We start from the raw sequence: 21,964 nt of genomic DNA, 5'->3' as shown, positions 1-21,964 counted from the left end.
ACTGTGTCACCAGATTGGCGGCACCAGGGGGGTGTGTCAACAGAAAGCCTCTGCGCTCAGGCGCTTACCAGCGAAGAACCACCGCACCCCAGGCCAGACCGCCGCCAATCGCCTCAGTGACGACCAGATCACCCTGCCGGATCTTGCCTTCAGCCTTGCCGACCGAGAGCGCCAGGGGAATCGAGGCGGCCGAGGTATTGCCGTGATCCTGAACGGTCACGATCACCTTATCCATGCCCAGACCCATCTTGCGGGCCGTGCCCTCAATGATGCGGATATTGGCCTGATGCGGCACGATCCAGTCGACGTCCTCTGCGGTCAGATCGGCTTTTTCCAGCGCGGTTTTCGCGGTTGAAGCCAGCTTTTCGACCGCATGGCGGAAGACTTCTTTGCCTTCCATACGCAGATGACCGACCACACCGGTCGAAACGCCGCCATCAACGTGCAAAATGCCCTTCTGGCGACCGTCTGAGTTCAGATCGACCGAGAGAACACCCCGATCCTCCGTGGTGCCCGACAGCTCCTGAGCTTCAAGGATCAGCGCGCCGGCGCCATCCCCGAACAGCACGCAGGTGGTCCGGTCGGTCCAGTCCATCAGCCTCGAGAACGTCTCAGCGCCGATCACCATAACCCGTTTGGCCACGCCACCCCGGATCAGAGCATCGGCATTGCCAAGCGCAAAAATGAAGCCCGCACAAACGGCCTGCACGTCAAAGGCAAAGCCTTTGGTCATGCCCAGCCCGGCCTGAACCATGGTGGCTGCCGAGGGAAAGGTGAAATCGGCAGTCGAGGTCGCAACGATGATCGCGTCGATATCATCCGCCGTCAGCCCGGCATCCGCGAGTGCGGCATTGCCCGCGCGAATCGCCAGATCCGACGTGGTCTGACCCTCTGCCGCGAAATGCCGCCGCTCGATCCCGGAGCGCGAGACGATCCATTCATTGGAGGTCTCGACAATCTCCTCGAACCAGCTGTTGGGCACTACGCGTTCGGGCAGATAATGCCCCACGCCCCTGACGACGGCACGAATAGTCATATCAGTTCGAGGCTCCTTCCCCATCGGAGGCCGCATCCTGCCCTGCTGCTGCTGCGGGCGCAACCTGCGCCGCGATCCGGCCGGTAAAGTCCTCGCGCGCAAGCTGGCAGGCCAGCGAGATCGCCGCCGCCACACCGGTCGCATCCGAGGAGCCGTGGGATTTCACCACAGCGCCGTTCAGCCCCAGAAAGACCCCGCCGTTGACGCGGCGCGGATCAATCCGCAGCTGCATCTTCTTCAGCGAAGACATCGCCAGCAGGGCGCCGACTTTCGACAGCAGGGTGGATCTGAGCGTGCTTTTCAGCACCTCTCCGACAAATTTCGCAGTGCCCTCACCGGTTTTGAGAGCGATATTCCCGGAGAACCCGTCGGTCACGATGACATCCACCCGGTCACCGGGGATGTCACCGCCCTCAACGAATCCCTCAAAGCTGAAAGCACCGTCCTCCGAGGCTTCCTGCACCAGCTCATAGGCGGTGCGCATCTCGGGGCGGCCTTTGTGCTCTTCGGTGCCGACGTTCAAAAGCCCCACACGCGGAACATCCAGCGACAGCGCTGTGCGGGCATAGGCAGCCCCCATCCGCGCATATTGCAAAAGATCTTCCGGATCGGCTTTCACATCGGCGCCCACGTCGAGCATGACGTTGAAACCCGCCTGATTGCGCGAGGGCCAGAGGCAGGCGATCGCCGGACGGGTCACACCGCGCAGGCGGCGCAGGCGGATCATGCTAACCGCCATCAGCGCGCCGGTATTGCCGCAGGAGACGGCAACCTGGGCCTCTTTCAGACGCACCGCCTCGATGCAGGACCACATCGAGGTGTCCTGACCGCTGCGCATGATCTGAGACGGCTTGTCGTGCATCGTGACAGCCCGCACCGCATGGCGCAGGGTCACGACAGACGAAAGACTCCGCTTCTGATCCAGAAGCGGAGTCAGCACGGCCTGGTCGCCATGCAGAATAAATCGGGCATCAGGATGCTCTGCCGCGGCAAGCTCAAGCCCGCCAATCACAGCCTCAGGGCCGCGATCACCACCCATGGCGTCGACCGAAATCACGAGCTGTTGCAGGTTCGTCGCCGATGCAACAGGGGCGCGCGGGTCCGGTCGGCTCTGGGTCATGACAGAGATTCAGATACCAGACGCAGCCTTAAGCTGCGTCCTCATCGGTGTCGACTGCAGCGGTCGCAACGATTTCACGCGAGTCGTAGTGACCGCATGCGCCGCAGACGTGGTGCGGGCGCTTCAGCTCACCGCAGTTGCTGCACTCGTTCGGGTTCGCTGCCACCAGAGCGTCATGCGCACGACGCATGTTGCGACGCGAACGGGTGACTCGGTTCTGCGGAACTGCCATTTTATCAACCTCGGGCTTGTCGGGGACACGCCCCTGAATCTGTTGCGTAAATCGTGCCGAGCCCCGGATTCGCAGGGCGTCGGCATGACATGTCTTGCGAAGCGCGGAAAATAGACAGTTTCCGGCCGGGCGCAAGACCTTTCGAGTGCTTATTTTTCCAGCTTCGCCTTCAGCGCTGCAAGTGCGGCAAAAGGCTTCACCTTTTCCTCTTCAATCGGCTCTGCACCGGGCGGAACCGCCTGAAGAACCACCGTCTCTGCCCCTGCAGCCCGCGGGTAATCCGGAAGCGCCAGCGCCAGCGCCTCGATCAGCACGGCATCGAGATCGATCGCATCGGGCAGCGGCTCGCGGGTGTCGTCCTCGGGCATCTCGGCTTCTTCGGCATCGGGATATTCCATGCCGGCCACATAATGACGCTCAACCGGAACTTTGATCTTTGCCGGGACCGGCGCAAGGGTCACCACACAGGACTGCACCACATCGGCCTCAAGCTGCGCGATCAGCGAGACATCCTCGCGCCCGGCCGGGGCCAGCTCGCCTTTGAAGGTCAGATCTTTGATCGCCTGCAGCCCGAGTTCTTCAGCCAGCGCCGCGAGCCCCGGTTTGCCCGGACGGATTTTAAAGCTGCGTTTGCGGTTGCCGGTCAGCTCGGCTGTGCGGATGCGGTTGGACCGGATCTCTTCTGCGGCCATGGCGCTCTCCTTCAGCAATGCGCGTGTCGGAACTTGAACGACACGCAGGGTTTCTGTAAGCCGGATAGGCAGCAGAGAGAGTCAAGGCAAGAGGACACGATGGCAAGGGCATTTCCGGCTGTGCGGATGGCACTGGCAGCAATCGTGATCGGCGCGCTTGGCGCCTGCACGACCTCGGTGCGCAACCACGGCTTTACGCCGGGCGATGAAGATCTCTCGACCATTCAGATCGGCAAGGACACCCGCGCGACCGTCGGCAATAAAGTCGGCCGTCCCTCGATCGGTGGTCTGATGGCAGACAGCGGCTGGTATTACGTGCAGAGCCGCTGGGAAAGCCGCGGCCCGCTCGCACCGAAAGAATCCGATCGTCAGGTCCTGGCAATCAGCTTTGACGCTCAGGGCCGGGTCGAACAGATTGAGCGCTTTGGCCTTGAACAGGGCCGTGTGGTCACGCTTTCGCGCCGTGTAACCGACAATGGCGTCACCAAATCGGGCTTTGTGGCGCAGATGCTGGGCAATGTGGGTCGTTTCAACCCCGGCCAGTTCTTCGACGACGGCAGCCGTCGCGGCCGCCTGTAACGCCCCGTATCGCTTTCGGATCGCCGCAGCGCGTCCCGCTCACACCGCCCCTCGGGGCGGTGTTTTCATTCGGCGGCCAGCCGCAGCCTTACACCCGCCCGAACGCAAACCGCCGCCCCGAGGGGCGGCGGCAGTTCGGCAAAACGGCAGCGGTCAGCCTCAGCCCCGCGCTTCAAACCAGGCCTTCAGGCGCCGCAGACCTTCAGCGATATCTTCCGTCGCCCGCGCATAAGAGAATCGCAGCGTCTGCAATCCGCGCTCCGGATCGAAGTCGAGACCCGGCGTCACCGCCACCCCGGCTTTTTCGAGAATCTCGGCCGCAAGCTCCCGGCTGTCTTCTGTCAGATCCGAGACATCGGCATAGATAAAGAAGGCCCCGTCCGGCGGCGCGATCTTCGGGAAACCCGCTTTCGGCAGGCCCTCCAGCATCAACCGGCGGTTTTCCGCGTAGACGGCGCGGTTGGCTTCCAGCTCCTCAATGCAGTCAAGCGCGGCAAGTGCCGCGATCTGGCTGGCATGGGGCGGGCAGATGAACATGTTCTGCGCAAGGCGCTCAATGCGGCGCACCAGATCCTCCGGCACCACCATCCAGCCGATGCGCCAGCCGGTCATCGAGAAGTATTTTGAGAAGCTGTTGATGACGACCACATCATCGGTGACTTCCAGGGCCGAAACCCCGCGCCCTTCATAATGCAGCCCGTGATAGATCTCATCCGAGATGAAGGTGATGCCCTTCGCGGCGCAGGCGTCGGCAATCTCTTTCAGTTCGGCATGGCCCAGCATGGTGCCGGTGGGATTGCCGGGGCTGGCCACGATCAGACCCTCAAGATCATCGGGCAGCATCGCGCCGGTGGGCTGGAAGCGGGTCGCCTCAGTGGTCTGCATACCCACCGGATCAAGCGAGAGCGCCTTCATGATATGGCGGTAGCTGGGATAACCCGGCAGACCAAGGCCCACCTTATCGCCCGCATCAAAAAGCGCGGTAAAGGCCAGGACAAAGGCCGCCGAAGAGCCTGCGGTGACGATCACCCGCTCGGGGTTCAGATCGACGCCATACCAGGTCTTATAAAGCTTCGCGATGCCGGCACGCAGTTCGGGCAGTCCGAGGGCCACCGTATAGCCAAGCGCATCTTCCGACATCGCTTTGGTCAGCGCGTCGCGCGCGGCAGCAGGGGCGGGCGTGCCCGGCTGTCCCACTTCCATATGAATGATTGAGCGTCCGGCGGCTTCGGCCTGACGCGCTTTTTCCATGACATCCATCACAATGAACGGATCGACATCACCCCGGCTTGAAACCCGCATCATTCCCCCTATGGTTCTCACGCGACGCCCTCGTCTTGCCCGCTTTGCGGTTTGGGTCAAGGGCTCTGACCTGCCAAGACGCCGGGACGCCGGCCCCTTCCCGGAGACGTGATATGCGCTTTCTCACCGCCGCCGCCCTGAGCCTGGGGCTGGCCGCCCCGGCTTCTGCCCTTGATCTCTCCGCGATGTCCGAAGCTGAGCGCACGGCCTTTGGCGCGGCGGTCCGCGGCTATCTGCTGGAAAATCCGGAAGTTCTGATGGAGGCCATCGGCGTGCTGGAGCAGCGCCAGCAGGAAGCCCAGGCCATGGGCGAGACCGAGTTTCTGCGCGCCAATGCCGATACCATCTTCAATAACCCCGCCGACTGGGCAGGTGGCAACCCTGAGGGCGATCTGACCCTTGTGGAATTTGTCGACTACCGTTGCGGCTATTGCCGCAAGGCCTGGACCGAGGTGGAAGAGCTGGTCCGCAGCGACGGCAATATCAGGCTCGTCATGAAAGAATTCCCGATCCTCGGAGAGGATTCGCTGGCCTCGTCGAAATTCGCGATCGCGGCGCGGAATCTGGGCGGGGATGAAGTCTATAAAAAGGCCCATGACGCGCTGATCTCGCTGAAAGGTCCGGCCAATGAGGCGGCCCTCTCCGGCCTCGCGAAAGAGATCGGCCTTGCCTGGGATGAGGTGAAACCCGCCATGGAAGCGCCTGAGACGCTGGCCGTGATCGGTGCGAACCAGCAGCTGGCCTCGTCTTTGCAGATCAACGGCACGCCCACTTTCATCCTGCGCGAGACCATGCTGCGCGGCTATGTACCGCTTGACGGCATGCGCCAGATCGTGAGCCAGCAGCGCGAAGCGGCAAAAGCGGCAGACTGAACAGAGCGGCGGCGGGGCGGCGGACGATTCGCCGCCCCTGCCCGCCGGGCCCCGTCAGCCAGCGCCGGTCTAAGTCAGCACGAAGCCCGCGGCCCCTCACCCGGGCGTGATGGGTTGTTTGCGATAACACCCTCAGAACCCGGGCTTTGTGCCTTCACGGGTGGGAAAAACCCGTGTATCGCAGCCCAAACGTTTCCCACGGAGGCATTCCATGACCATCACTCTCGGCATCAACGGTTTCGGCCGCATCGGGCGCTGCACGCTGGCGCATATCATCGAAGCAGCCCGCGAAGATGTGAAAGTGGTTGCCATGAACGCAACCGGGCCGGTGGAAACCAACGCGCATCTGCTGAAATACGACAGCGTGCACGGCCGTTTCGCCGGCAATATCACCATCGGTGAGGGCACCATGGATGTGGGTCAGGGCCCGATCCGCATGATGTCGACCTATAACCCGGAAGAGCTGGACTGGACCGGTGTCGACATCGTTCTGGAATGCTCGGGCAAGTTCAATGACCGCTCGAAAGCCGCCGTTCACCTGAACCACGGCGCAAAGCGCGTGCTGGTCTCGGCTCCGGCGAAAAAGGCCGATCTGACCGTGGTTTACGGCGTCAACCATGACGCGCTGACCGCCGATCACCTGGTCATCTCGAACGCATCCTGCACCACCAACTGCCTCGCACCGCTGGCAAAAGTTCTGCATGAAGCCGTGGGCATCGAGTCCGGCATCATGACCACGATCCACTCCTATACCGGTGACCAGCCGACGCTTGATCGTCGTCACTCGGATCTCTACCGCGCCCGTGCGGCCGCGATGTCGATGATCCCGACCACCACCGGTGCGGCAAAAGCCATCGGCGAAGTGCTGCCCTCGCTGGCCGGAAAGCTGGACGGTTCGGCCATCCGCGTGCCGACCCCGAATGTCTCCTGCGTGGATCTGACCTTCTTTGCGGGCAAAGACGTCACCGTTGAAGACATCAATGAGATCGTCCGCGAAGCCGCTGCCGGTCCGCTGAAAGGCATTCTGGGCTATGACCCCGAGCCGAAAGTCTCGATCGACTTCAACCACACCACCGAATCCTCGACCTTCGCGCCGGATCAGACCCGTGTGGTCGGCAAGCGCATGGTGCGCGTGCTCTCGTGGTACGACAACGAGTGGGGCTTCTCGGCGCGTATGGCCGATGTCGCCGCCGCCATGGGCAAACTGCTCTGAGCACTACCGAAATTCTGAAAAGGCGCCCTTCGGGGCGCCTTTTTGATTGGATAACGACGATGGTATAGGCTGTCGCCCGATGTCCCCTTTTAAGGAGCCCTCCCGTGACCAACCGGCTGGCGCTGATCCTTCTTGCTGTTATCGCTGCGGGCATCCTGCTCGACAGCCTTTTAGGAACCGGACTGACGCGAGGGGTTTTGCGCCGCCTCGTCGATCTGGTGGAATGGCTGATCTTCTGGCGCTGAGGCACCGCGCGGGCCTGCCCCTGGCGGATCGTAACGGCGCGCGGACATAGGATCGGGGGCGCCCTTCTGACGGGGCGCACTCCCCGCCATTCGGGGGACAGCGAAGAACCGGAACCTATTTCAGAACAGCCGAGAGAGGCGCGGGGGTGAGTGAGGCGGCACGGGCCGACAGCGACCAGCTCATCAGCGCTTCGATCGTCGCCGGGTCCAGCCGCCCGAAGACCAGCGCCCGCCCGTCCTGCTGCGCTTTAAAGGCAGCCCGGTCCAGCGCGCGGGTCATCACCGGGCCGCTGTCATCGCGCCCGCTCAGATCGCGGTAGATGGTGGCCGCAGCCAGCCCTTCGCGCCGCGCGACCTGATCGGCGGCATTGAGCCCCTGATCCCAGGTCACCAGACCAAAGCCCCGCGCCGCCAGCGCAGGCACAACAGCCGCCGCTGCCATCCGGTCGCTTTGCAGCGCACTTCCCGCCGTCGGAGCCACGAGCGCCAGGGCCTGAGGGATGGCTTTCACCATAGCCTCAACCGCAATCTCTCCGTCGCTGCCTTTCGCCCCGGCGGCGATGCCCCCGGCCAGCAGGGCCACCTCCTGCCCCGCAGCGCGCCAGAGCGCTGCACGCTCAGGCGCCTCAGCCGCAGCGGGATCCACCACCAGCGTCAGCGGCAGCTTTGAGGCAGCCACCGTGGCCAGATCCGCTGTTGCGATTGCGCCATCATCAAGCAGCAGAACGGCGAAAGGCGGGCGGCCCGACGGGTTGGCAAAGCTGCGCGCATTGCGCGTCATGGCATCCGCCAAGGGCTGTGTTTCATCAAGGATCGCCGCAGGCGCGCTGCCGATGCTGGGAAGGCGATTGCGCGTGACCCCCTCAGCCGCATCGCTCAGCGACGGAGCGGGCTGCAAAAGGCGGGGACGACCGGAGGCGCTTTCCTCGCCCGGAAGGCCAGCCTCCGCCCCGGAGGTCTGCGGCAGATCCGCATCAGGCGGGGCCGCCACCTGTCCGGTGGCATCGCCCTCCGGCTCAGGGGTCTCTGCCGGAGCCTCGCTCTCAGTTTTTGCCTGAGCGGCGTCAGAGGCATCCGTGCCCGGCTCAGCCCCGAGCGGGGTGTCCTGCGCGGCCGCGGAGGGATCGGCACTTTGCGGCAGGGCGGCCCGGGCGGTGGCATCGCCCTCCGGCATCGGCTGCGCTGCGGGCATCCCGTCAGCCGGGACGATCTCCGCCGGATCGGCGGTCTGTTGAGAAGGCTCCGCAAGTGCCGATGCACTCTGCTCTGTCTGAGCGGGGGCGCTGTCCGGCGAAGCGGCGTCGCTTTCAGCCGCAGCGTCGTCAGAGGGCGCGGCTGTGGCAGCGCCTGCCGCCTCCTGCGGGTCACCGGAGGCCACCACCTCAGGCACCTCCTGGGGCACAGTGTCAACCGCAGCCTCCGAAGGCTCAGCCGCTACCGGAGCTTCCGGCACAGGCACCGCAGTCACGTCAGAAGCGGCGCCGGAAGCCTGCGCCGCAGCGCCAACCTCAGCGCCAGCCTCAGCCCCGGCCTGAGCGGAGGACACCTCGCCGCCCGGAAGCTCTGCAGGGCTTTCGGCAGGCGACGCGGGCGATGAGACAGCCTCGGGCACTGTGGCCTTCGGCGGTGGCAGGACCAGCGAAATCCCTGCGAGACCAAGGGCACCGGCGAGACCACCGCTTACCACACCTGCCAGAAATCCACGCGGCATGCATCCTCCTGCACCTCTTCCGGCTCCTGATGCGCGGAGTGCCGGATCTTTGGCACTGTTATAGCGACACCTCTCCCGGGTTCCAGCAGGGAAAATCACACCCTTGAGATGATCTGGCAAAGTGTTTTTCACTTTGTGACCGTCAGTCAGGCTCTTTTGCAGAGCCCGCATCCGCTTGCCCCGGCATCCGGGATGCGCGATAAGCCCTTGAGATCCCCGTGCCCTGACCGGCCGTGCGGCGGAACCGGCAGACGGCCCGCCCGCGTCCCCGCAGTGTGCGTGGACCCCGAGAGCAAAGGGTGAGGACCGCATGCTGCTTCTGATCGACAATTACGACAGCTTCACCTTTAATCTGGTGCACTACTTCGGTGAACTCGGAGCCGATGTGAAAGTGGTGCGCAATGACGCGCTGAACGTGCAGGAAGCTCTTGGCCTGAACCCCTCCGCCATCGTGCTCTCGCCCGGCCCCTGTGATCCGGATCAGGCGGGGATCTGCCTGCCGCTGACCCTTGCGGCTGCAGAGGCGAAGATCCCGCTGATGGGCGTCTGCCTTGGTCATCAGACCATCGGTCAGGCCTTTGGTGGCAAGGTGATCCGGGCCCCTGAGGCGATCCACGGCAAGACCGATCAGATGTATCATGAAGGGAAAGGCGTTTTCGCGGGCCTGCCCTCACCGCTGACGGCCACGCGCTATCACTCGCTGATCGTGGAACGCGCCGGCCTGCCCGCCAGCCTTGAGGTGACGGCTGAGACGAAAGACGGCCTCATCATGGGGCTGCGCCACCGCGATCTGCCCATCGAAGGCGTGCAGTTCCACCCGGAATCCATCGCCTCTGAGCATGGTCATGCGATGCTGAAAAACTTTCTCTCGCGCGCGGAGGTGCCGGCATGAGCAACGCCCTGAAGCCGCTGATCGCCGCCGCCTGCACCCGCCCGCTGACCCGCGCAGAAGCCGAACAGGCCTTCGCCGTTCTTTTCGCCGGAGAGGCCACCCCCGCACAGATGGGCGGCTTTCTGATGGCGCTGCGCACCCGCGGCGAGACGGTGGATGAATATACCGCCGCAGCCACCGTGATGCGCGCGCGTGGTGTGCCTGCAAAGGCGCCCGCAGGCGCGATCGATATCGTCGGCACCGGCGGAGACGGTAAAAGCACGCTGAACATTTCGACTGCCACGGCGCTGGTTGTGGCGGCAGCGGGTGTGCCGGTCGCCAAACACGGCAACCGCAATCTCTCATCGAAATCCGGGTCTGCCGATGCGCTGACTGAACTCGGGCTCAATGTCATGGTCGGCCCCGATGTGGTTGAGGCCTGTATGTCAGAGGCCGGGATCGGCTTTATGATGGCGCCCATGCACCATCCGGCGATGCGCCATGTCGGCCCCGTCCGGGCGGAGCTTGGCACCCGCACGATTTTCAACATTCTGGGTCCGCTGACCAATCCGGCCGGTGTCAAACGCCAGCTGACCGGCACTTTCAGCAAAGACCTGTGCCGTCCGATGGCGGAAACGCTGCAGAAGCTCGGCTCAGAGAAGGTCTGGATCATGCATGGCGGCGACGGCACCGATGAGCTGTCGATCGCCGCACCAAGCCATGTTGCGGAACTCGCCGGGGGTCAGATCCGCGAGTTTGAGGTTCATCCCGAAGACGCAGGTCTGCCGGTTCATCCCTTTGAGGCCATCGTCGGCGGCACGCCGAAAGAGAATGCCCAGGCCCTGCTGCGGCTTTTGAACGGGGAAAAGGGCGCGTACCGCGATGCGGTTCTGCTCAATTCAGCAGCCGCGCTGCTGGTGGCCGATAAAGTGGCGGATCTGAAAGCCGGGGCCGCTCTGGCGGCTGAAGCGATCGACAGCGGCAAGGGCCTGCGTGTGGTTGAGGTGCTGCGCCGCCTCTCGCCCGCTCTGCCCGCCGCCTGAGCATGAGCGCGATTTCCCTGCCTGCCCCCTGGGCGGATCTGCCCTTTTTTCAGGACCAGTGGCCGGCCCTTGAGGCGCGGCTGAGCGCTGAACAAAAGCCCTGGCTGCCGGGGCCTTCGCGGGTCTTTGCGGCCCTTGCTCTGCCGCCGGAGCGGGTTCGGGTGGTGATCCTCGGCCAGGACCCCTATCCCAATGCGCATCATGCCATGGGGCTGGCCTTTTCCGTCCCGCCGGGTACCCATCCGCTGCCGCGCTCGCTGGCCAATATCTTTCGCGAGCTTCATGACGATCTGGGGGTGGCGCGGCTTTCGGGGGATCTGACACCCTGGGTCGATCAGGGGGTTCTGCTTCTGAACACTGTGCTGACCCTGCCGGAGGGCGAGAGCTTTGGCCATAAATCCTGGGGCTGGCAGGAGCTGGCGCGTCAGGTTCTGGCGCGGGTCGCCGAAAAGCCAACGGCCTTTGTGCTTTGGGGCAAACCGGCCCAGGCCTTTGCCGCGCCGCTGGTCGTGGGCGGGGATCATCTGATCGTCACTTCTGCCCATCCCTCACCGCTTTCTGCCTCGCGCGGGTTTTTCGGCTCCAGGCCCTTCTCGCAGGTGAATCACTGGCTGACTGCCCGCGGTTCGCCCCCGATCGACTGGGCCGCCTGAGCGCCCGCTTCCCTTTCGCGCCTCCCCGCGCTAGCACTTGTCAAGGAGGACCCGCCATGTCCACGATCCTGGAACGCATCAAAGCCTATAAACTCGAAGAGATCGCTGCTGCGAAAGCCGCGCTGCCGCTCTCGGATCTGCAGGCGCAGGTCGCGGCCGCCCCGGCCCCGCGCGGCTTCGGCGCGGCGCTGAGCAGGGCTGCGCAGACCGGCTATGGCCTGATCGCTGAGATCAAGAAAGCCAGCCCCTCAAAGGGCCTGATCCGCGCAGACTTCGATCCCGCCGCGCTGGCACAGGCCTATGAAGCAGGCGGTGCCGCCTGCCTTTCGGTGCTGACCGATACGCCGTCTTTTCAGGGCGCGCCGGAGTTTCTGATGCAGGCGCGTGAGGCCTGCAGCCTGCCCTGCCTGCGCAAAGATTTCCTCTTCGACACCTGGCAGGTCCAGGAGGCCCGCGCCTGGGGCGCCGACTGCATTCTGATCATCATGGCATCCGTCGATGATGCGCTGGCCAAAGACCTTGAAGATGCGGCGATTGACCTTGGCATGGATGCGCTGATCGAAGTGCATGACCTGCCCGAGCTTGAGCGCACCAGCCATCTCCGCTCGCCGCTGATCGGCATCAACAACCGCAATCTGCACACCTTTGAGCTCTCGCTTGACGTTACCCGCCAGCTCTCGCGCCGTGTCTCGGAGGAGCGTCAGGTGGTCTGTGAATCGGGTCTCTTCACCCCCGCCGATCTTGCCGATATGGCGCAATATGGCGTGCGCCGCTTCCTGATCGGCGAAAGCCTGATGCGTCAGGAGGATGTCACCGCCGCCACCCGGGCGCTGCTGGCACAGCCGCTGACCGGAGCGATCTGATGCTGACCCATTTTGACGCGGCAGGTCAGGCCCATATGGTCGATGTCTCGGAAAAGGTTGAGACATCGCGCATGGCCATTGCCAAAGGCTTTGTGAAGATGAGCGCAGAGACTCTGGCGCTCGTCTCGGAAGGTCGCGCCGGGAAAGGCGATGTCCTGGGGATCGCGCGTCTGGCGGGCATTATGGCCGCGAAGAAGACCGCAGATCTGATCCCGCTCTGCCATCCGCTGCCGCTGACCAAAGTGGCGCTGGAACTGACAGCCGATCCGGCGCTGCCGGGCGTGCGCATTGAGGCCACGGTCAAAACCGCCGGGAAAACCGGGGTTGAGATGGAGGCTCTGACGGCGGTTTCGGTTGCGGGGCTCACGGTCTATGACATGCTGAAAGCCGCTGAGAAGAGCATGGAAATCGGCGGCATTCATCTTCACATCAAAGAAGGCGGCAAATCGGGCCGTTACGAGGCGGAATGATCTCAGTCGCTGAAGCTCTCGAGCGGCTTTTGTCGCTGGCCGTGCCGCTGGCCTCAGAGGAAGTGCCCCTGGCGAAGGCCGCCGGGCGCGTCCTGTCAGGTGAGGTGCAGGCCGCACGGGCGCAGCCGCCCTTCACGGCTTCAGCGATGGACGGCTATGCCGTCAGCGGCGATCCTCAGCCCGGCGAGACCCTTAAGGTGATCGGAGAGGCACAGGCAGGCGGTGCCTGGACGGGCCGGATCGCACAAGGTCAGGCCGTGCGGATCTTTACCGGCGCCCCCCTGCCTGCGGGTGCCGACCGCGTGGTGATCCAGGAGAATGTCACCGCCACGGAGGGGCAGATCACCATCAATGAGACCAGCGCGACGGCCCATATCCGCCGCGCAGGCTCTGATTTCGCGGCCGGTCACAGCCTCCCGGGGCCGCGGCTGCTGCGCCCGGCTGATCTCGCGCTGCTGGCGGCGATGAATGTGGCCCGCCCGCAGGTCGCGCGCCGACCGGTGGTGGCGCTGATCGCCACCGGGGATGAACTGGTCCTGCCCGGCGAGGCCCCGCGCGAGGATCAGATCATCTGCTCAAACACCTTCGCCATCAAAGCCCTGGCTGAAACGGCCGGAGCTGAGGTGCGGCTGATGCCGCTCGCCCGCGACCGGGTGGAGGCTCTGCGCGATGTGATCGCCCTGGCAGAGGGCGCCGATGTGATCGTGACCATCGGCGGCGCCTCTGTGGGCGATCATGATCTGGTGGCGGGTGTGGCGCGGGGGATGGGCATTGATATGGCCTTTCACAAGGTCGCCCTGCGTCCGGGCAAGCCGCTGATGTCGGGGCGGCTTGGCAATAGCGTCTTTCTTGGCCTGCCGGGCAATCCGGTCTCTGCCATCGTCTGCAGCCATCTTTTCCTGCTGCCGCTGCTGCGCCGCCTGCAGGGCCTGCGCGAGGTTGCGCCCGTCCTGCGCCGTGCCACGCTCGCCCATGCTGTTGAGGCCAATGGCAACCGCGCTCATTACATGCGTGCCATCGTCGAAGAGGGCACGGAAGGCCCTGTCCTGCGCGCCGGAGACAGCCAGGAAAGCGCCTTTCTGGTGCCGCTTTCAGAGGCCAACGCCCTTCTCCTGCGCCCGCCTCATGCCCCTGCCGCTGCGGCGGGAGATCCGGCACTCTGGCTGGCCATCTGAGGTCAGATCCCAGGCAGGATTGACACAAACCGGGAACGGTGGCAGAACACAGGATGAAACTTCGACCGGAGGACCGGGATGCTCACCCGCAAACAGCTTGAACTGCTGGACTTCATCCGCAGCCGTGTGGATGCAGAGGGTGTTCCCCCCTCTTTCGATGAGATGAAAGAGGCGCTGGACCTGAAGTCCAAATCGGGCATTCACCGCCTGATCACCGCCCTGGAAGAGCGCGGCTTTATCCGCCGCCTCGCTCATCGCGCCCGCGCCATTGAGATCCTGCGCCTGCCTGAGGCCATGGAGCGTCGCGAGAACCGCAACCGCCCGCGGCGCACTGAGCCCGTGGTCACCGCCCTGCCCGCCGCTCTGCCGGAAGCCGCGGTCATCCATGCGATGGAGCTGCCGGTTATGGGCCGCATCGCGGCGGGTGTGCCGATTGAGGCGATTTCGCATGTCTCGCATCATGTGGCCGTGCCCGGCTCAATGCTGGGCGGACGGGGGCAGCATTTCGCCCTCGAAGTGCGCGGCGATTCGATGATTGAGGCCGGGATCAATGACGGCGACATCGTGGTGATCCGTCAGCAGGCCACGGCGGACAACGGCGATATCGTCGTGGCGCTGATCGAAGAGCAGGAGGCCACCCTTAAGCGCTATCGCCGCAAGGGCGGACAGATCGCACTTGAGGCGGCAAACCCGGCCTATGAAACCCGCGTGCTCCCCGAGGGCGCTGTGCGTGTTCAGGGCCGCCTGGTCGGGCTGATCCGCAACTACTAAGCGCCGCCTAGGGCAGGCGCAAAGGTCGCTGGGTCCAGGCCTTTGGCGGTGTTTCGCGGGCAGACCGGATCAGAAGACCGCCCTGCCCGTCCCCGCTCAGTGCCATGGCCCCGGAGGCCGCGATCTCCACCGTGTCGATCAGGCGACAGCCCGCCTCTCCCGCAGGCGCAGGGAAGGCGAGAATCACCAGATCCGCGCCGTCGCAGAGATCCCCTTCAGGCAGCCTGCGCAGATAGCGCCCCCGCAAAGATCCGAAGGTGAAGCGGCGATCCTCGGGCGGGCCGGTGAAGCCCGGGCGCGCCGCGGCCTGCGCAGGCGTGGCACTGTCCCCGTCGGCGGCGAGCCAGGACCTCGCCGCAAACCCCGCTCCCCTTCCATGCGAGAGCGCCCGCCCCTCCGGCGTCATCAGCCCCAGAAGCCTCGCATCCGGGGAAATCAGAAGGCCAGGCCGATCAGGCCGGATAAATGCGCTCGCCCCCAGCAGAAGAATCACAAATCCCGCCAGCCTTACGCGCCGCCCGGCCAGTACCAGGATCATTCCGCCGAGGCTCAGCAGCGGCAGTCCATAGGCCGCAGGCCGCGCCACAGGCTGCACCATGCCCTCAAAGCCGGCGGCAAAAGCAGCAACTTCCAGCGTCGCCCAGGTCCCCGCCCCCAGCATCAGCCGGGCGGGGGCTTCGAGGCCAAAAGGGGCGAGCAGCGCCATCAGCACACCACCCGGCATAACCAGAAACCCCATCAGGGGCGAGGCCAGCAGATTGGGCAAAAGCCCCAGCGGCGTCGCGCGATAGAAATGCGCCGCCGCATAGGGCGCACTCGCCAGTCCCGCCAGCGCTGAGCCCGCGACCACCAGCAGCACGGGCGCCAGGACCGGCGGCAGACCGCGCCTGCGCAATGCCTCAAGCCCCGCAATCAGCGCGGTGGTGGCGGCAAAAGACATCTGAAATCCCGGCTCTGTCAGCCCCTCGGGTTGCAGCAGCAGGATGAGCAGCGCCGCCAGCCCCACCGAATGCAGCGAGAGCGCGCGACGGTCCGCAAGGATCGCACCCAGCATAACCGCCACCATGATGAAGGCCCGCAGCGTGGCAACATCACCGCCCGACAGCACCAGGTAGAACACCGAGACCGGCAGCGCCACCGCCGCCGCCAGCTTATGCGCCGCAAGCCGCATGGCAAGCGCCGGCCAGAGCGCGAACAGAAAGCGCAGCGCCTGGTACACAAAGCCTGCCAGCAGGCTCATATGCACCCCGGAAATCGACACGAGGTGATAGAGGTTCGAATCGCGCAGATCCGCCACCGCCCCGGCCCCCATGCCCGAGCGGTCGCCCGTCAGCATAGCGGCGGCAAAGGCCCCCGGCTCGCCCGGAATGCGGGCCTGGATCGCCGCCGAGAGATACATCCGAAGCCGTGCCACCGTTGTTGCCGACCCGCCCTCGCCGTCCGGCAGCCGAAGGACCGGGCTGCGGGCCGATCCCACCGCCCCCAGGCCGTCAAACCAGGCGTGTCGCGCAAAGTTGAAGCCCCCCGGCTCCGCCGGCCCCTCCGGCGGCGAGAGCCAGGCCGTCAGCATCACCCGCTGACCCGGCTGCGGCGGCGCCTCCGCGTCCCCCGGCTGCAGCGTCAGCCGCAGCTTCCGGGGCCAGTTCCCCCGCGCCACGGGCCGCAGCTCATCAAGGGTGATCCGCATCCGGTCACCCGCGCTGCGATCAACATGAATGACGCGCCCTTCAACCGGGCCATACCAGCGCCCCGTCAGCACCGGAGCCGCCAGACTGCGCGCACGCAGCTCTGCCGCCAGGAAGCCCGCAGCCCCTGAGGCAAGCATCAGCGCGGCCAGAAACAGCCGGTAGCGCCCGAAGCGATGGGCCGCGAGCGGCAAAAGCAGCAGAGCGGCCGCGATAAGACAGGGGGCCGGCCCCGGCATCCCGGGCCAGAGAAACCAGGCCTGGATCCCCAGGGCAACCGGCAGCGGCAGCCATGGCAGCAACCGCTGCCCCCGCCTTTCCAGGCCGGGTCGGGCCCTGCGCCCCTGCCCCCCGCGCTGCCCTGACACTTGCCGCGCCCCCCTCAATTTTCTAGACAGGCATATCCGAAGCTACGCCTGTGATAGTTTCTCAAAGGTTAACCGAAAGGCCCCCGATGACCGGCCCCACCGAGCTCTCCGACACCCGCCCCGTGGTCACGCGCTTCGCTCCCTCGCCCACCGGATATCTGCATATCGGCGGTGCGCGCACGGCTCTGTTCAACTGGCTCTTTGCCCGTGGCCGCGGCGGTAAATTTCTGCTGCGTATCGAAGACACCGACCGTGAACGCTCTACCCCGGAAGCCACTGCCGCGATTTTGCAGGGCCTGACCTGGCTTGGCCTGGACTGGGACGGCGAAGCGATCAGCCAGTTTGAACGCGCCCCCCGCCATGCCGAAGTGGCGCATGAAATGCTGGCCCGTGGCCGCGCCTATAAGTGCTTCTCCACCGCCGCTGAAATCGAAGCCTTCCGCGAAGCCGAAAAAGCTGCCGGCCGCTATCCGGTCTTCCAAAGCCCCTGGCGCGATGCCGATCCCTCAACCCATCCCGATGCGCCCTATGTGATCCGCATGAAGGCGCCGCGCGAAGGCGAGACGCTGATCGAAGACGCCGTGCAGGGCACGGTTCGCGTGAAAAACGCCACGCTTGACGATATGATCGTCCTGCGCTCGGACGGCACGCCGGTCTATATGCTGGCGGTGGTGGTCGATGACCACGACATGGGCGTGACCCATGTGATCCGCGGCGATGACCACCTCAACAATGCCGCCCGCCAGCAGATGGTCTATAACGCCATGGATTGGGAGGTCCCGGTCTGGGCGCATATCCCGCTGATCCACGGGCCGGATGGCAAGAAACTCTCGAAACGCCACGGCGCGGTTGGCCTGCATGAATATGCCGCCCTCGGCTATCCGGCTGTTGCCATGCGCAACTACCTCAGCCGCCTTGGCTGGGCGCATGGCGACAATGAATTCTTCTCTGACGCCCAGGCGCTGGAATGGTTCGGTCTTGGCGGAATCGGCAAAGCCCCCGCCCGCCTTGATTTTAAGAAACTGGAAAACCTTTCCGGGCAACATATCGCTGCCATGGAGAATGAAACCCTGTTGCGCGAAATCGAAGCTTTCCTCATCGCGGCTGACCGCCCGGCCCTGACCGCAGCGCAGAAACCGCTGCTGCTGGCGGGCATGAACAGCCTGAAGGAACGGGCCAAGACCTTCCCGGAACTGCTCGACAAAGCCGCCTATATTCTCAGCGACCGCCCGCTCTCGCCTGAGCCGAAGGCGCTGGCTTCGCTCGATACTGTATCCCGTGGTATACTGAACCAATTGACGCCGCTCCTGGAGGGTGTTACCTGGGAACGCGAGGCGCTGGAGGCACTTGTTGCTGAAACCGCCGCCGAACACGGGCTGGGAATGGGTAAGATCGCAGCGCCTTTGCGGGCAGCTCTTGCAGGTCGCTCAGTAACGCCTAGTGTCTTTGATATGATGCTGGTCCTTGGCCGGCAGGAGACGATCGCGCGGCTGACGGAGGCTGCGGGCTGGCCCGGGGAGGCCTGACCCCTTCGTCAAGCGGCAAGACTTTCGCCGGGGGACAAGGACTGCCCCCCGGCCCGAAGAAGAGGGACCACGGATGTCGACGCCAACCAGGATCGCTAAGCTGACACTCGACGATAAGACCTACGATTTGCCGGTGATGTCACCGACCGTGGGTCCGGACGTCCTCGACATCCGTAAGCTCTACGGCCAGGCGGATGTCTTCACCTTCGATCCCGGCTTTACCTCGACGGCATCGTGCGAATCGACCATCACCTATATCGATGGCGATAAAGGTGAACTGCTCTATCGCGGCTATCCGATCGAACAGCTTGCAGAACATTCGCATCACCTCGAAGTCTGCTACCTGCTGCTCTACGGAGAACTGCCGACCGCAGCACAGCTCGCCGACTTTGAGACCCGTGTGACCCGTCACACCATGGTGCATGAGCAGATGCACAACTTCTTCCGCGGCTTCCGCCGCGATGCCCACCCGATGGCGACCATGGTCGGCGTCGTGGGCGCCATGTCGGCCTTCTACCACGATTCGACCGATGTGAATGACCCCTGGCACCGCGAGGTCTCGGCGATCCGCATGATCGCCAAGATCCCGACCATCGCCGCCATGGCCTATAAATACTCGATCGGTCAGCCCTTCGTTTATCCGAAGAACGACCTGTCCTATTCGGCCAACTTCCTGCGGATGTGCTTTGCCGTCCCGGCGGAAGACTATGTGGTCAACCCGATCCTCGAAAAGGCCATGGACCGCATCATGATGCTCCATGCCGACCACGAGCAGAACGCCTCGACCTCGACCGTGCGTCTGGCAGGCTCCTCGGGCGCCAACCCCTTCGCCTGTATCGCAGCCGGCATCGCCTGCCTCTGGGGCCCGGCTCACGGCGGCGCCAACCAGGCCTGCCTTGAAATGCTGCGCGAGATCGGCACCGTCGATCGCATCCCGGAATTCATCGCCCGCGCGAAAGACAAAAATGACCCCTTCCGCCTGATGGGCTTTGGTCACCGCGTCTATAAAAACTTCGACCCGCGCGCCAAGGTCATGAAGGAATCCGCAGATGAGGTGCTGAACCTCCTCGGCATCCAGGACAATGAAACCCTCAAGGTCGCCAAAGAGCTTGAGCGGATCGCCCTCGAAGACCCCTACTTCGTTGAGAAGAAGCTCTACCCCAACGTCGATTTCTACTCGGGCATCATCCTTGAGGCCATGGGCTTCCCGACCTCGATGTTCACCCCGATCTTCGCGCTCTCGCGTGCAGTGGGCTGGATCGCCCAGTGGAAAGAGATGATCTCGGATCCGGCAGGCAAGATCGGTCGCCCGCGCCAGCTTTATGTCGGCGCTGCCGCCCGCGACTATACCCCGGTCGAAGGCCGCTGAACTCAGACACATCCCGCGCCGCTCCCTCCCCGGGGGCGGCGCTCTTCTTTGCTTTGGTTTTTAAAAATACTCCGGGAGGGGTCCGGGGAGGGCAGCGCCCGCCCCGGCCTCCCCCCCCCCTCACACTGCTGGAAAAAGGTCCCCATGTCCCCTGCCACACTCTCCTGGGTCGCCCTGATGATCGCGATCTGCTTTGAAGTGGCAGGCTCTTCGGCCCTGCTGAAATCGGCCCAGTTCACCCGGCTCTGGCCGACTGTGATCATGCTCATCTGCTACGGATGCGCCTTTTACGGCCTCTCGCTTGCGCTGCGCCACATCCCGCTGGGCGTCGCTTATGCGATCTGGTCCGGCGTCGGCATCGTGCTGACCGCGCTGATCGCATGGGGACTGTTTGGCCAGAAGCTCGACACCCCGGCCCTGATCGGCATCGGCTTCATCCTGACCGGGGTGATGATTATGAACGTCTTCTCAAAGACCGCCACACACGGCTGAGGCGGTCACTCGCGCCCGCCCCGCGCCGTCAGGCGCGGCAGACGGCAGCGCAGCAATACCGCCGCACCGATCAGCAAACCTCCGAGGCCCGGCAAAGGGCCCAGGGCATAGGTGATCCAGCCCACAAGCGGAACCCCCGTCACCACCAGCGCCAGCCGCGCCAGACCGGCAAGCGCCATGGCCTGGCGCGAGGTGACGATCACCGCCGCCACCAGCCAGAGGGCCGCTGCGGTAAGGATCATGCCCATGACCGCGACAGCCGCGCGATCACGCGTTCAGACGCGCAGGAAGGCCATTGGCCCAAGCCGAAATCGTGCCCGCACCGAGGCAGACCACAAAATCCCCGGGCCGCGCCTGCTCGCGCACAAGACGCACAAGATCGCCTTCATCAAGGATCGCACGGGCATGACGATGGCCATGGGCGATCAGCCCCGCCACCAGATCATCACGCTCAGCGCCCGGGATCGGCTCTTCTCCGGCGCTGTAAACCTCTGCGATCGCCACCACATCCGCCTCGTTAAAACAGGTGCAGAAATCCTCAAAAAGGCTCGACAGGCGCGAATAGCGATGCGGCTGGTGCACCGCAATCACCCGACCCGCCGTGGACTGACGGGCCGCCTTCAGCACGGCGGCAATCTCCACCGGGTGATGGCCGTAGTCATCGATGATGGTCACCCCGTCCACTTCCCCCACCTTGGTGAAGCGGCGGTTCACCCCGCCAAAGCCTGCCAGAGCGGCGCGGATGTCCTCTTTCGACATGCCCAGATGACGCGCCACGGCCACAGCTGAAAGTGCATTCGAGACGTTGTGATCGCCCGGCATCGGCAGGGTGCACCCTTCGATCAGCTCGCCCTCCCCCTCGCCCTGCAGCGCCACATCAAAATGCGCGACACCGGCCTGATAGGTCAGATTGATCGCCCGCACATCGGCCTGGGCATTGAAGCCAAAAGTTACGATGCGGCGGTCGGTGACACGGCCCACCAGCGACTGCACCTCGGGATGATCCGTGCAGCAGACGGCCAGACCATAGAAGGGAATGTTTGAAACGAAATCCGTGAAGCCTTTGCGCAAAGCGTCAAAGCTGCCCCAATGCTCCATGTGCTCGGGGTCGATATTGGTCACGATCGCGATGGTCGCGGGCAGTCGGTTGAAGGAGCCGTCGGACTCGTCGGCCTCCACCACCATCCACTCACCCGCCCCCGCGCGCGCGTTTGAGCCATAGGCATGGATCACGCCGCCGTTGATCACTGTCGGATCAAAACCGCCCTTATCAAGAAGCGTTGCCACCATGGTGGTCGTGGTGGTTTTGCCATGGGTTCCGGCAATCGCCACGTTGGACTTCAGGCGCATCAGTTCGGCCAGCATCTCGGCACGGCGCACCACCGGAAGGCCGCGACGACGGGCCTCTTCCAGCTCGGGGTTGCCTTTTTTGATGGCAGAGGAGATCACCACCACCGCCGCCTCGCCGATGTTCTCAGCGCGCTGGCCCTCAAAGAAGACCGCGCCCAGGGTCACCAGACGATCGGTGATCTTAGAGGCTTTGGCGTCAGAGCCCTGCACGCGGTAGCCCAGCGTAATCAGGACTTCCGCGATCCCGGACATGCCAATGCCGCCCATGCCGATAAAGTGGATCGGGCCAAGTTCATGCGGCAGTTTGGTGGCGGTGATATTCATCG

The 21,964-nt window shown here is 64.5% G+C and carries 23 protein-coding genes; 14 read left to right on the top strand and 9 right to left on the bottom strand.

Annotated elements, in window-relative coordinates; genetic code table 11:
* Positions 1 to 64: 64 nt before the first annotated feature.
* From EP867_RS08100 to EP867_RS08085, 4 genes are all read right to left on the bottom strand, one after another.
* Complete coding sequence (locus EP867_RS08100; protein WP_128487996.1) at positions 65 to 1,036, bottom strand: beta-ketoacyl-ACP synthase III; 972 nt, start codon at positions 1,034 to 1,036, stop codon at positions 65 to 67.
* 1 nt (position 1,037) lies between these two features.
* Complete coding sequence (plsX, locus tag EP867_RS08095; RefSeq protein ID WP_128487994.1) at positions 1,038 to 2,156, bottom strand: phosphate acyltransferase PlsX; 1,119 nt, start codon at positions 2,154 to 2,156, stop codon at positions 1,038 to 1,040.
* Between the two features lie 28 nt (positions 2,157 to 2,184).
* The gene (gene rpmF, locus EP867_RS08090; RefSeq protein ID WP_124964133.1) at positions 2,185 to 2,388 is read right to left on the bottom strand and encodes a 50S ribosomal protein L32; all 204 of its coding nucleotides are present in this window, start codon (positions 2,386 to 2,388) and stop codon (positions 2,185 to 2,187) included.
* Between the two features lie 149 nt (positions 2,389 to 2,537).
* Positions 2,538 to 3,080: a YceD family protein gene (locus tag EP867_RS08085; RefSeq protein ID WP_128487992.1), complete on the bottom strand. Its 543-nt coding sequence runs from the start codon at positions 3,078 to 3,080 to the stop codon at positions 2,538 to 2,540.
* A 99-nt stretch (positions 3,081 to 3,179) separates the two neighbouring features.
* On the opposite strand from EP867_RS08085, the gene EP867_RS08080 reads away from it, so the two are divergent.
* Complete coding sequence (locus EP867_RS08080; protein ID WP_128487990.1) at positions 3,180 to 3,659, top strand: outer membrane protein assembly factor BamE; 480 nt, start codon at positions 3,180 to 3,182, stop codon at positions 3,657 to 3,659.
* Positions 3,660 to 3,818: 159 nt separating this feature from the next.
* Here the strand turns inward: EP867_RS08080 and EP867_RS08075 are convergent, their stop codons facing one another.
* Positions 3,819 to 4,961 (bottom strand): pyridoxal phosphate-dependent aminotransferase, encoded by a 1,143-nt coding sequence (locus EP867_RS08075; RefSeq protein ID WP_128487988.1) that lies wholly within the window; start codon positions 4,959 to 4,961, stop codon positions 3,819 to 3,821.
* 113 nt (positions 4,962 to 5,074) lie between these two features.
* Here EP867_RS08075 and EP867_RS08070 point away from each other — a divergent pair, with 113 nt between their 5' ends.
* The 3 genes from EP867_RS08070 (at position 5,075) to EP867_RS19800 (ending at position 7,291) form a co-directional block, all read left to right on the top strand.
* Positions 5,075 to 5,833 carry a DsbA family protein gene (locus tag EP867_RS08070; RefSeq protein ID WP_128487986.1) on the top strand — a complete coding sequence of 253 codons (759 nt, stop codon included), beginning with the start codon at positions 5,075 to 5,077 and terminating at the stop codon, positions 5,831 to 5,833.
* 211 nt (positions 5,834 to 6,044) lie between these two features.
* Complete coding sequence (gene gap, locus EP867_RS08065; RefSeq protein ID WP_128487984.1) at positions 6,045 to 7,046, top strand: type I glyceraldehyde-3-phosphate dehydrogenase; 1,002 nt, start codon at positions 6,045 to 6,047, stop codon at positions 7,044 to 7,046.
* Between the two features lie 104 nt (positions 7,047 to 7,150).
* Entirely contained in the window at positions 7,151 to 7,291 is a 141-nt protein-coding gene (locus EP867_RS19800) for a hypothetical protein (RefSeq protein ID WP_164888803.1), read from the top strand.
* Positions 7,292 to 7,406: 115 nt separating this feature from the next.
* Here the strand turns inward: EP867_RS19800 and EP867_RS08060 are convergent, their stop codons facing one another.
* Positions 7,407 to 9,002: a divergent polysaccharide deacetylase family protein gene (locus tag EP867_RS08060; RefSeq protein WP_164888802.1), complete on the bottom strand. Its 1,596-nt coding sequence runs from the start codon at positions 9,000 to 9,002 to the stop codon at positions 7,407 to 7,409.
* Between the two features lie 310 nt (positions 9,003 to 9,312).
* Here EP867_RS08060 and EP867_RS08055 point away from each other — a divergent pair, with 310 nt between their 5' ends.
* The 7 genes from EP867_RS08055 to lexA all read left to right on the top strand — a co-directional run bounded on the left by EP867_RS08055 (position 9,313) and on the right by lexA (position 14,848).
* Complete coding sequence (locus tag EP867_RS08055; RefSeq protein ID WP_128487980.1) at positions 9,313 to 9,894, top strand: anthranilate synthase component II; 582 nt, start codon at positions 9,313 to 9,315, stop codon at positions 9,892 to 9,894.
* On the top strand, positions 9,891 to 10,916 hold the full coding sequence (gene trpD / locus EP867_RS08050) for an anthranilate phosphoribosyltransferase (protein ID WP_128487978.1): 1,026 nt from the start codon (positions 9,891 to 9,893) through the stop codon (positions 10,914 to 10,916). Before EP867_RS08055 ends, trpD begins: the two co-directional genes overlap by 4 nt.
* A gap of 2 nt (positions 10,917 to 10,918) precedes the next feature.
* On the top strand, positions 10,919 to 11,569 hold the full coding sequence (locus EP867_RS08045; protein ID WP_128487976.1) for a uracil-DNA glycosylase: 651 nt from the start codon (positions 10,919 to 10,921) through the stop codon (positions 11,567 to 11,569).
* Between the two features lie 56 nt (positions 11,570 to 11,625).
* The gene (gene trpC, locus EP867_RS08040; protein ID WP_128487974.1) at positions 11,626 to 12,432 is read left to right on the top strand and encodes an indole-3-glycerol phosphate synthase TrpC; all 807 of its coding nucleotides are present in this window, start codon (positions 11,626 to 11,628) and stop codon (positions 12,430 to 12,432) included.
* A complete protein-coding gene (gene moaC / locus EP867_RS08035; RefSeq protein WP_128487972.1) occupies positions 12,432 to 12,902 on the top strand; it encodes a cyclic pyranopterin monophosphate synthase MoaC in 471 nt (156 codons plus the stop codon). Before trpC ends, moaC begins: the two co-directional genes overlap by 1 nt.
* A complete protein-coding gene (locus EP867_RS08030) occupies positions 12,899 to 14,077 on the top strand; it encodes a molybdopterin molybdotransferase MoeA (protein ID WP_128487970.1) in 1,179 nt (392 codons plus the stop codon). The genes moaC and EP867_RS08030 overlap by 4 nt, the downstream gene beginning before the upstream one ends.
* Positions 14,078 to 14,155: 78 nt before the next feature.
* A complete protein-coding gene (gene lexA / locus EP867_RS08025) occupies positions 14,156 to 14,848 on the top strand; it encodes a transcriptional repressor LexA (RefSeq protein WP_128487968.1) in 693 nt (230 codons plus the stop codon).
* 7 nt (positions 14,849 to 14,855) lie between these two features.
* On the opposite strand, the gene EP867_RS08020 is transcribed toward lexA, so the two are convergent.
* Positions 14,856 to 16,835: a ComEC/Rec2 family competence protein gene (locus tag EP867_RS08020; protein ID WP_128487966.1), complete on the bottom strand. Its 1,980-nt coding sequence runs from the start codon at positions 16,833 to 16,835 to the stop codon at positions 14,856 to 14,858.
* A 152-nt stretch (positions 16,836 to 16,987) separates the two neighbouring features.
* Here EP867_RS08020 and gltX point away from each other — a divergent pair, with 152 nt between their 5' ends.
* From gltX to EP867_RS08005, 3 genes are all read left to right on the top strand, one after another.
* Positions 16,988 to 18,427, top strand: coding sequence for a glutamate--tRNA ligase (gene gltX / locus EP867_RS08015; protein WP_128487964.1), 1,440 nt, complete (start codon positions 16,988 to 16,990; stop codon positions 18,425 to 18,427).
* 73 nt (positions 18,428 to 18,500) lie between these two features.
* Complete coding sequence (locus EP867_RS08010) at positions 18,501 to 19,796, top strand: citrate synthase (RefSeq protein WP_128487962.1); 1,296 nt, start codon at positions 18,501 to 18,503, stop codon at positions 19,794 to 19,796.
* A gap of 144 nt (positions 19,797 to 19,940) precedes the next feature.
* Entirely contained in the window at positions 19,941 to 20,288 is a 348-nt protein-coding gene (locus EP867_RS08005) for a DMT family transporter (RefSeq protein ID WP_128487960.1), read from the top strand.
* A gap of 5 nt (positions 20,289 to 20,293) precedes the next feature.
* On the opposite strand, the gene EP867_RS08000 is transcribed toward EP867_RS08005, so the two are convergent.
* Both EP867_RS08000 and murC read right to left on the bottom strand, forming a co-directional pair.
* On the bottom strand, positions 20,294 to 20,530 hold the full coding sequence (locus tag EP867_RS08000; protein ID WP_241656857.1) for a DUF2484 family protein: 237 nt from the start codon (positions 20,528 to 20,530) through the stop codon (positions 20,294 to 20,296).
* A gap of 25 nt (positions 20,531 to 20,555) precedes the next feature.
* Positions 20,556 to 21,962 (bottom strand): UDP-N-acetylmuramate--L-alanine ligase, encoded by a 1,407-nt coding sequence (murC, locus tag EP867_RS07995; protein WP_128487955.1) that lies wholly within the window; start codon positions 21,960 to 21,962, stop codon positions 20,556 to 20,558.
* Positions 21,963 to 21,964: the final 2 nt, after the last annotated feature.

Source organism: Falsigemmobacter intermedius (genome assembly GCF_004054105.1).
GTDB lineage: Bacteria > Pseudomonadota > Alphaproteobacteria > Rhodobacterales > Rhodobacteraceae > Wagnerdoeblera > Wagnerdoeblera intermedia.
The sequence above is the reverse complement of the archived record's forward strand: the minus strand, read 5'-3'. Positions and strand labels throughout refer to the sequence as shown.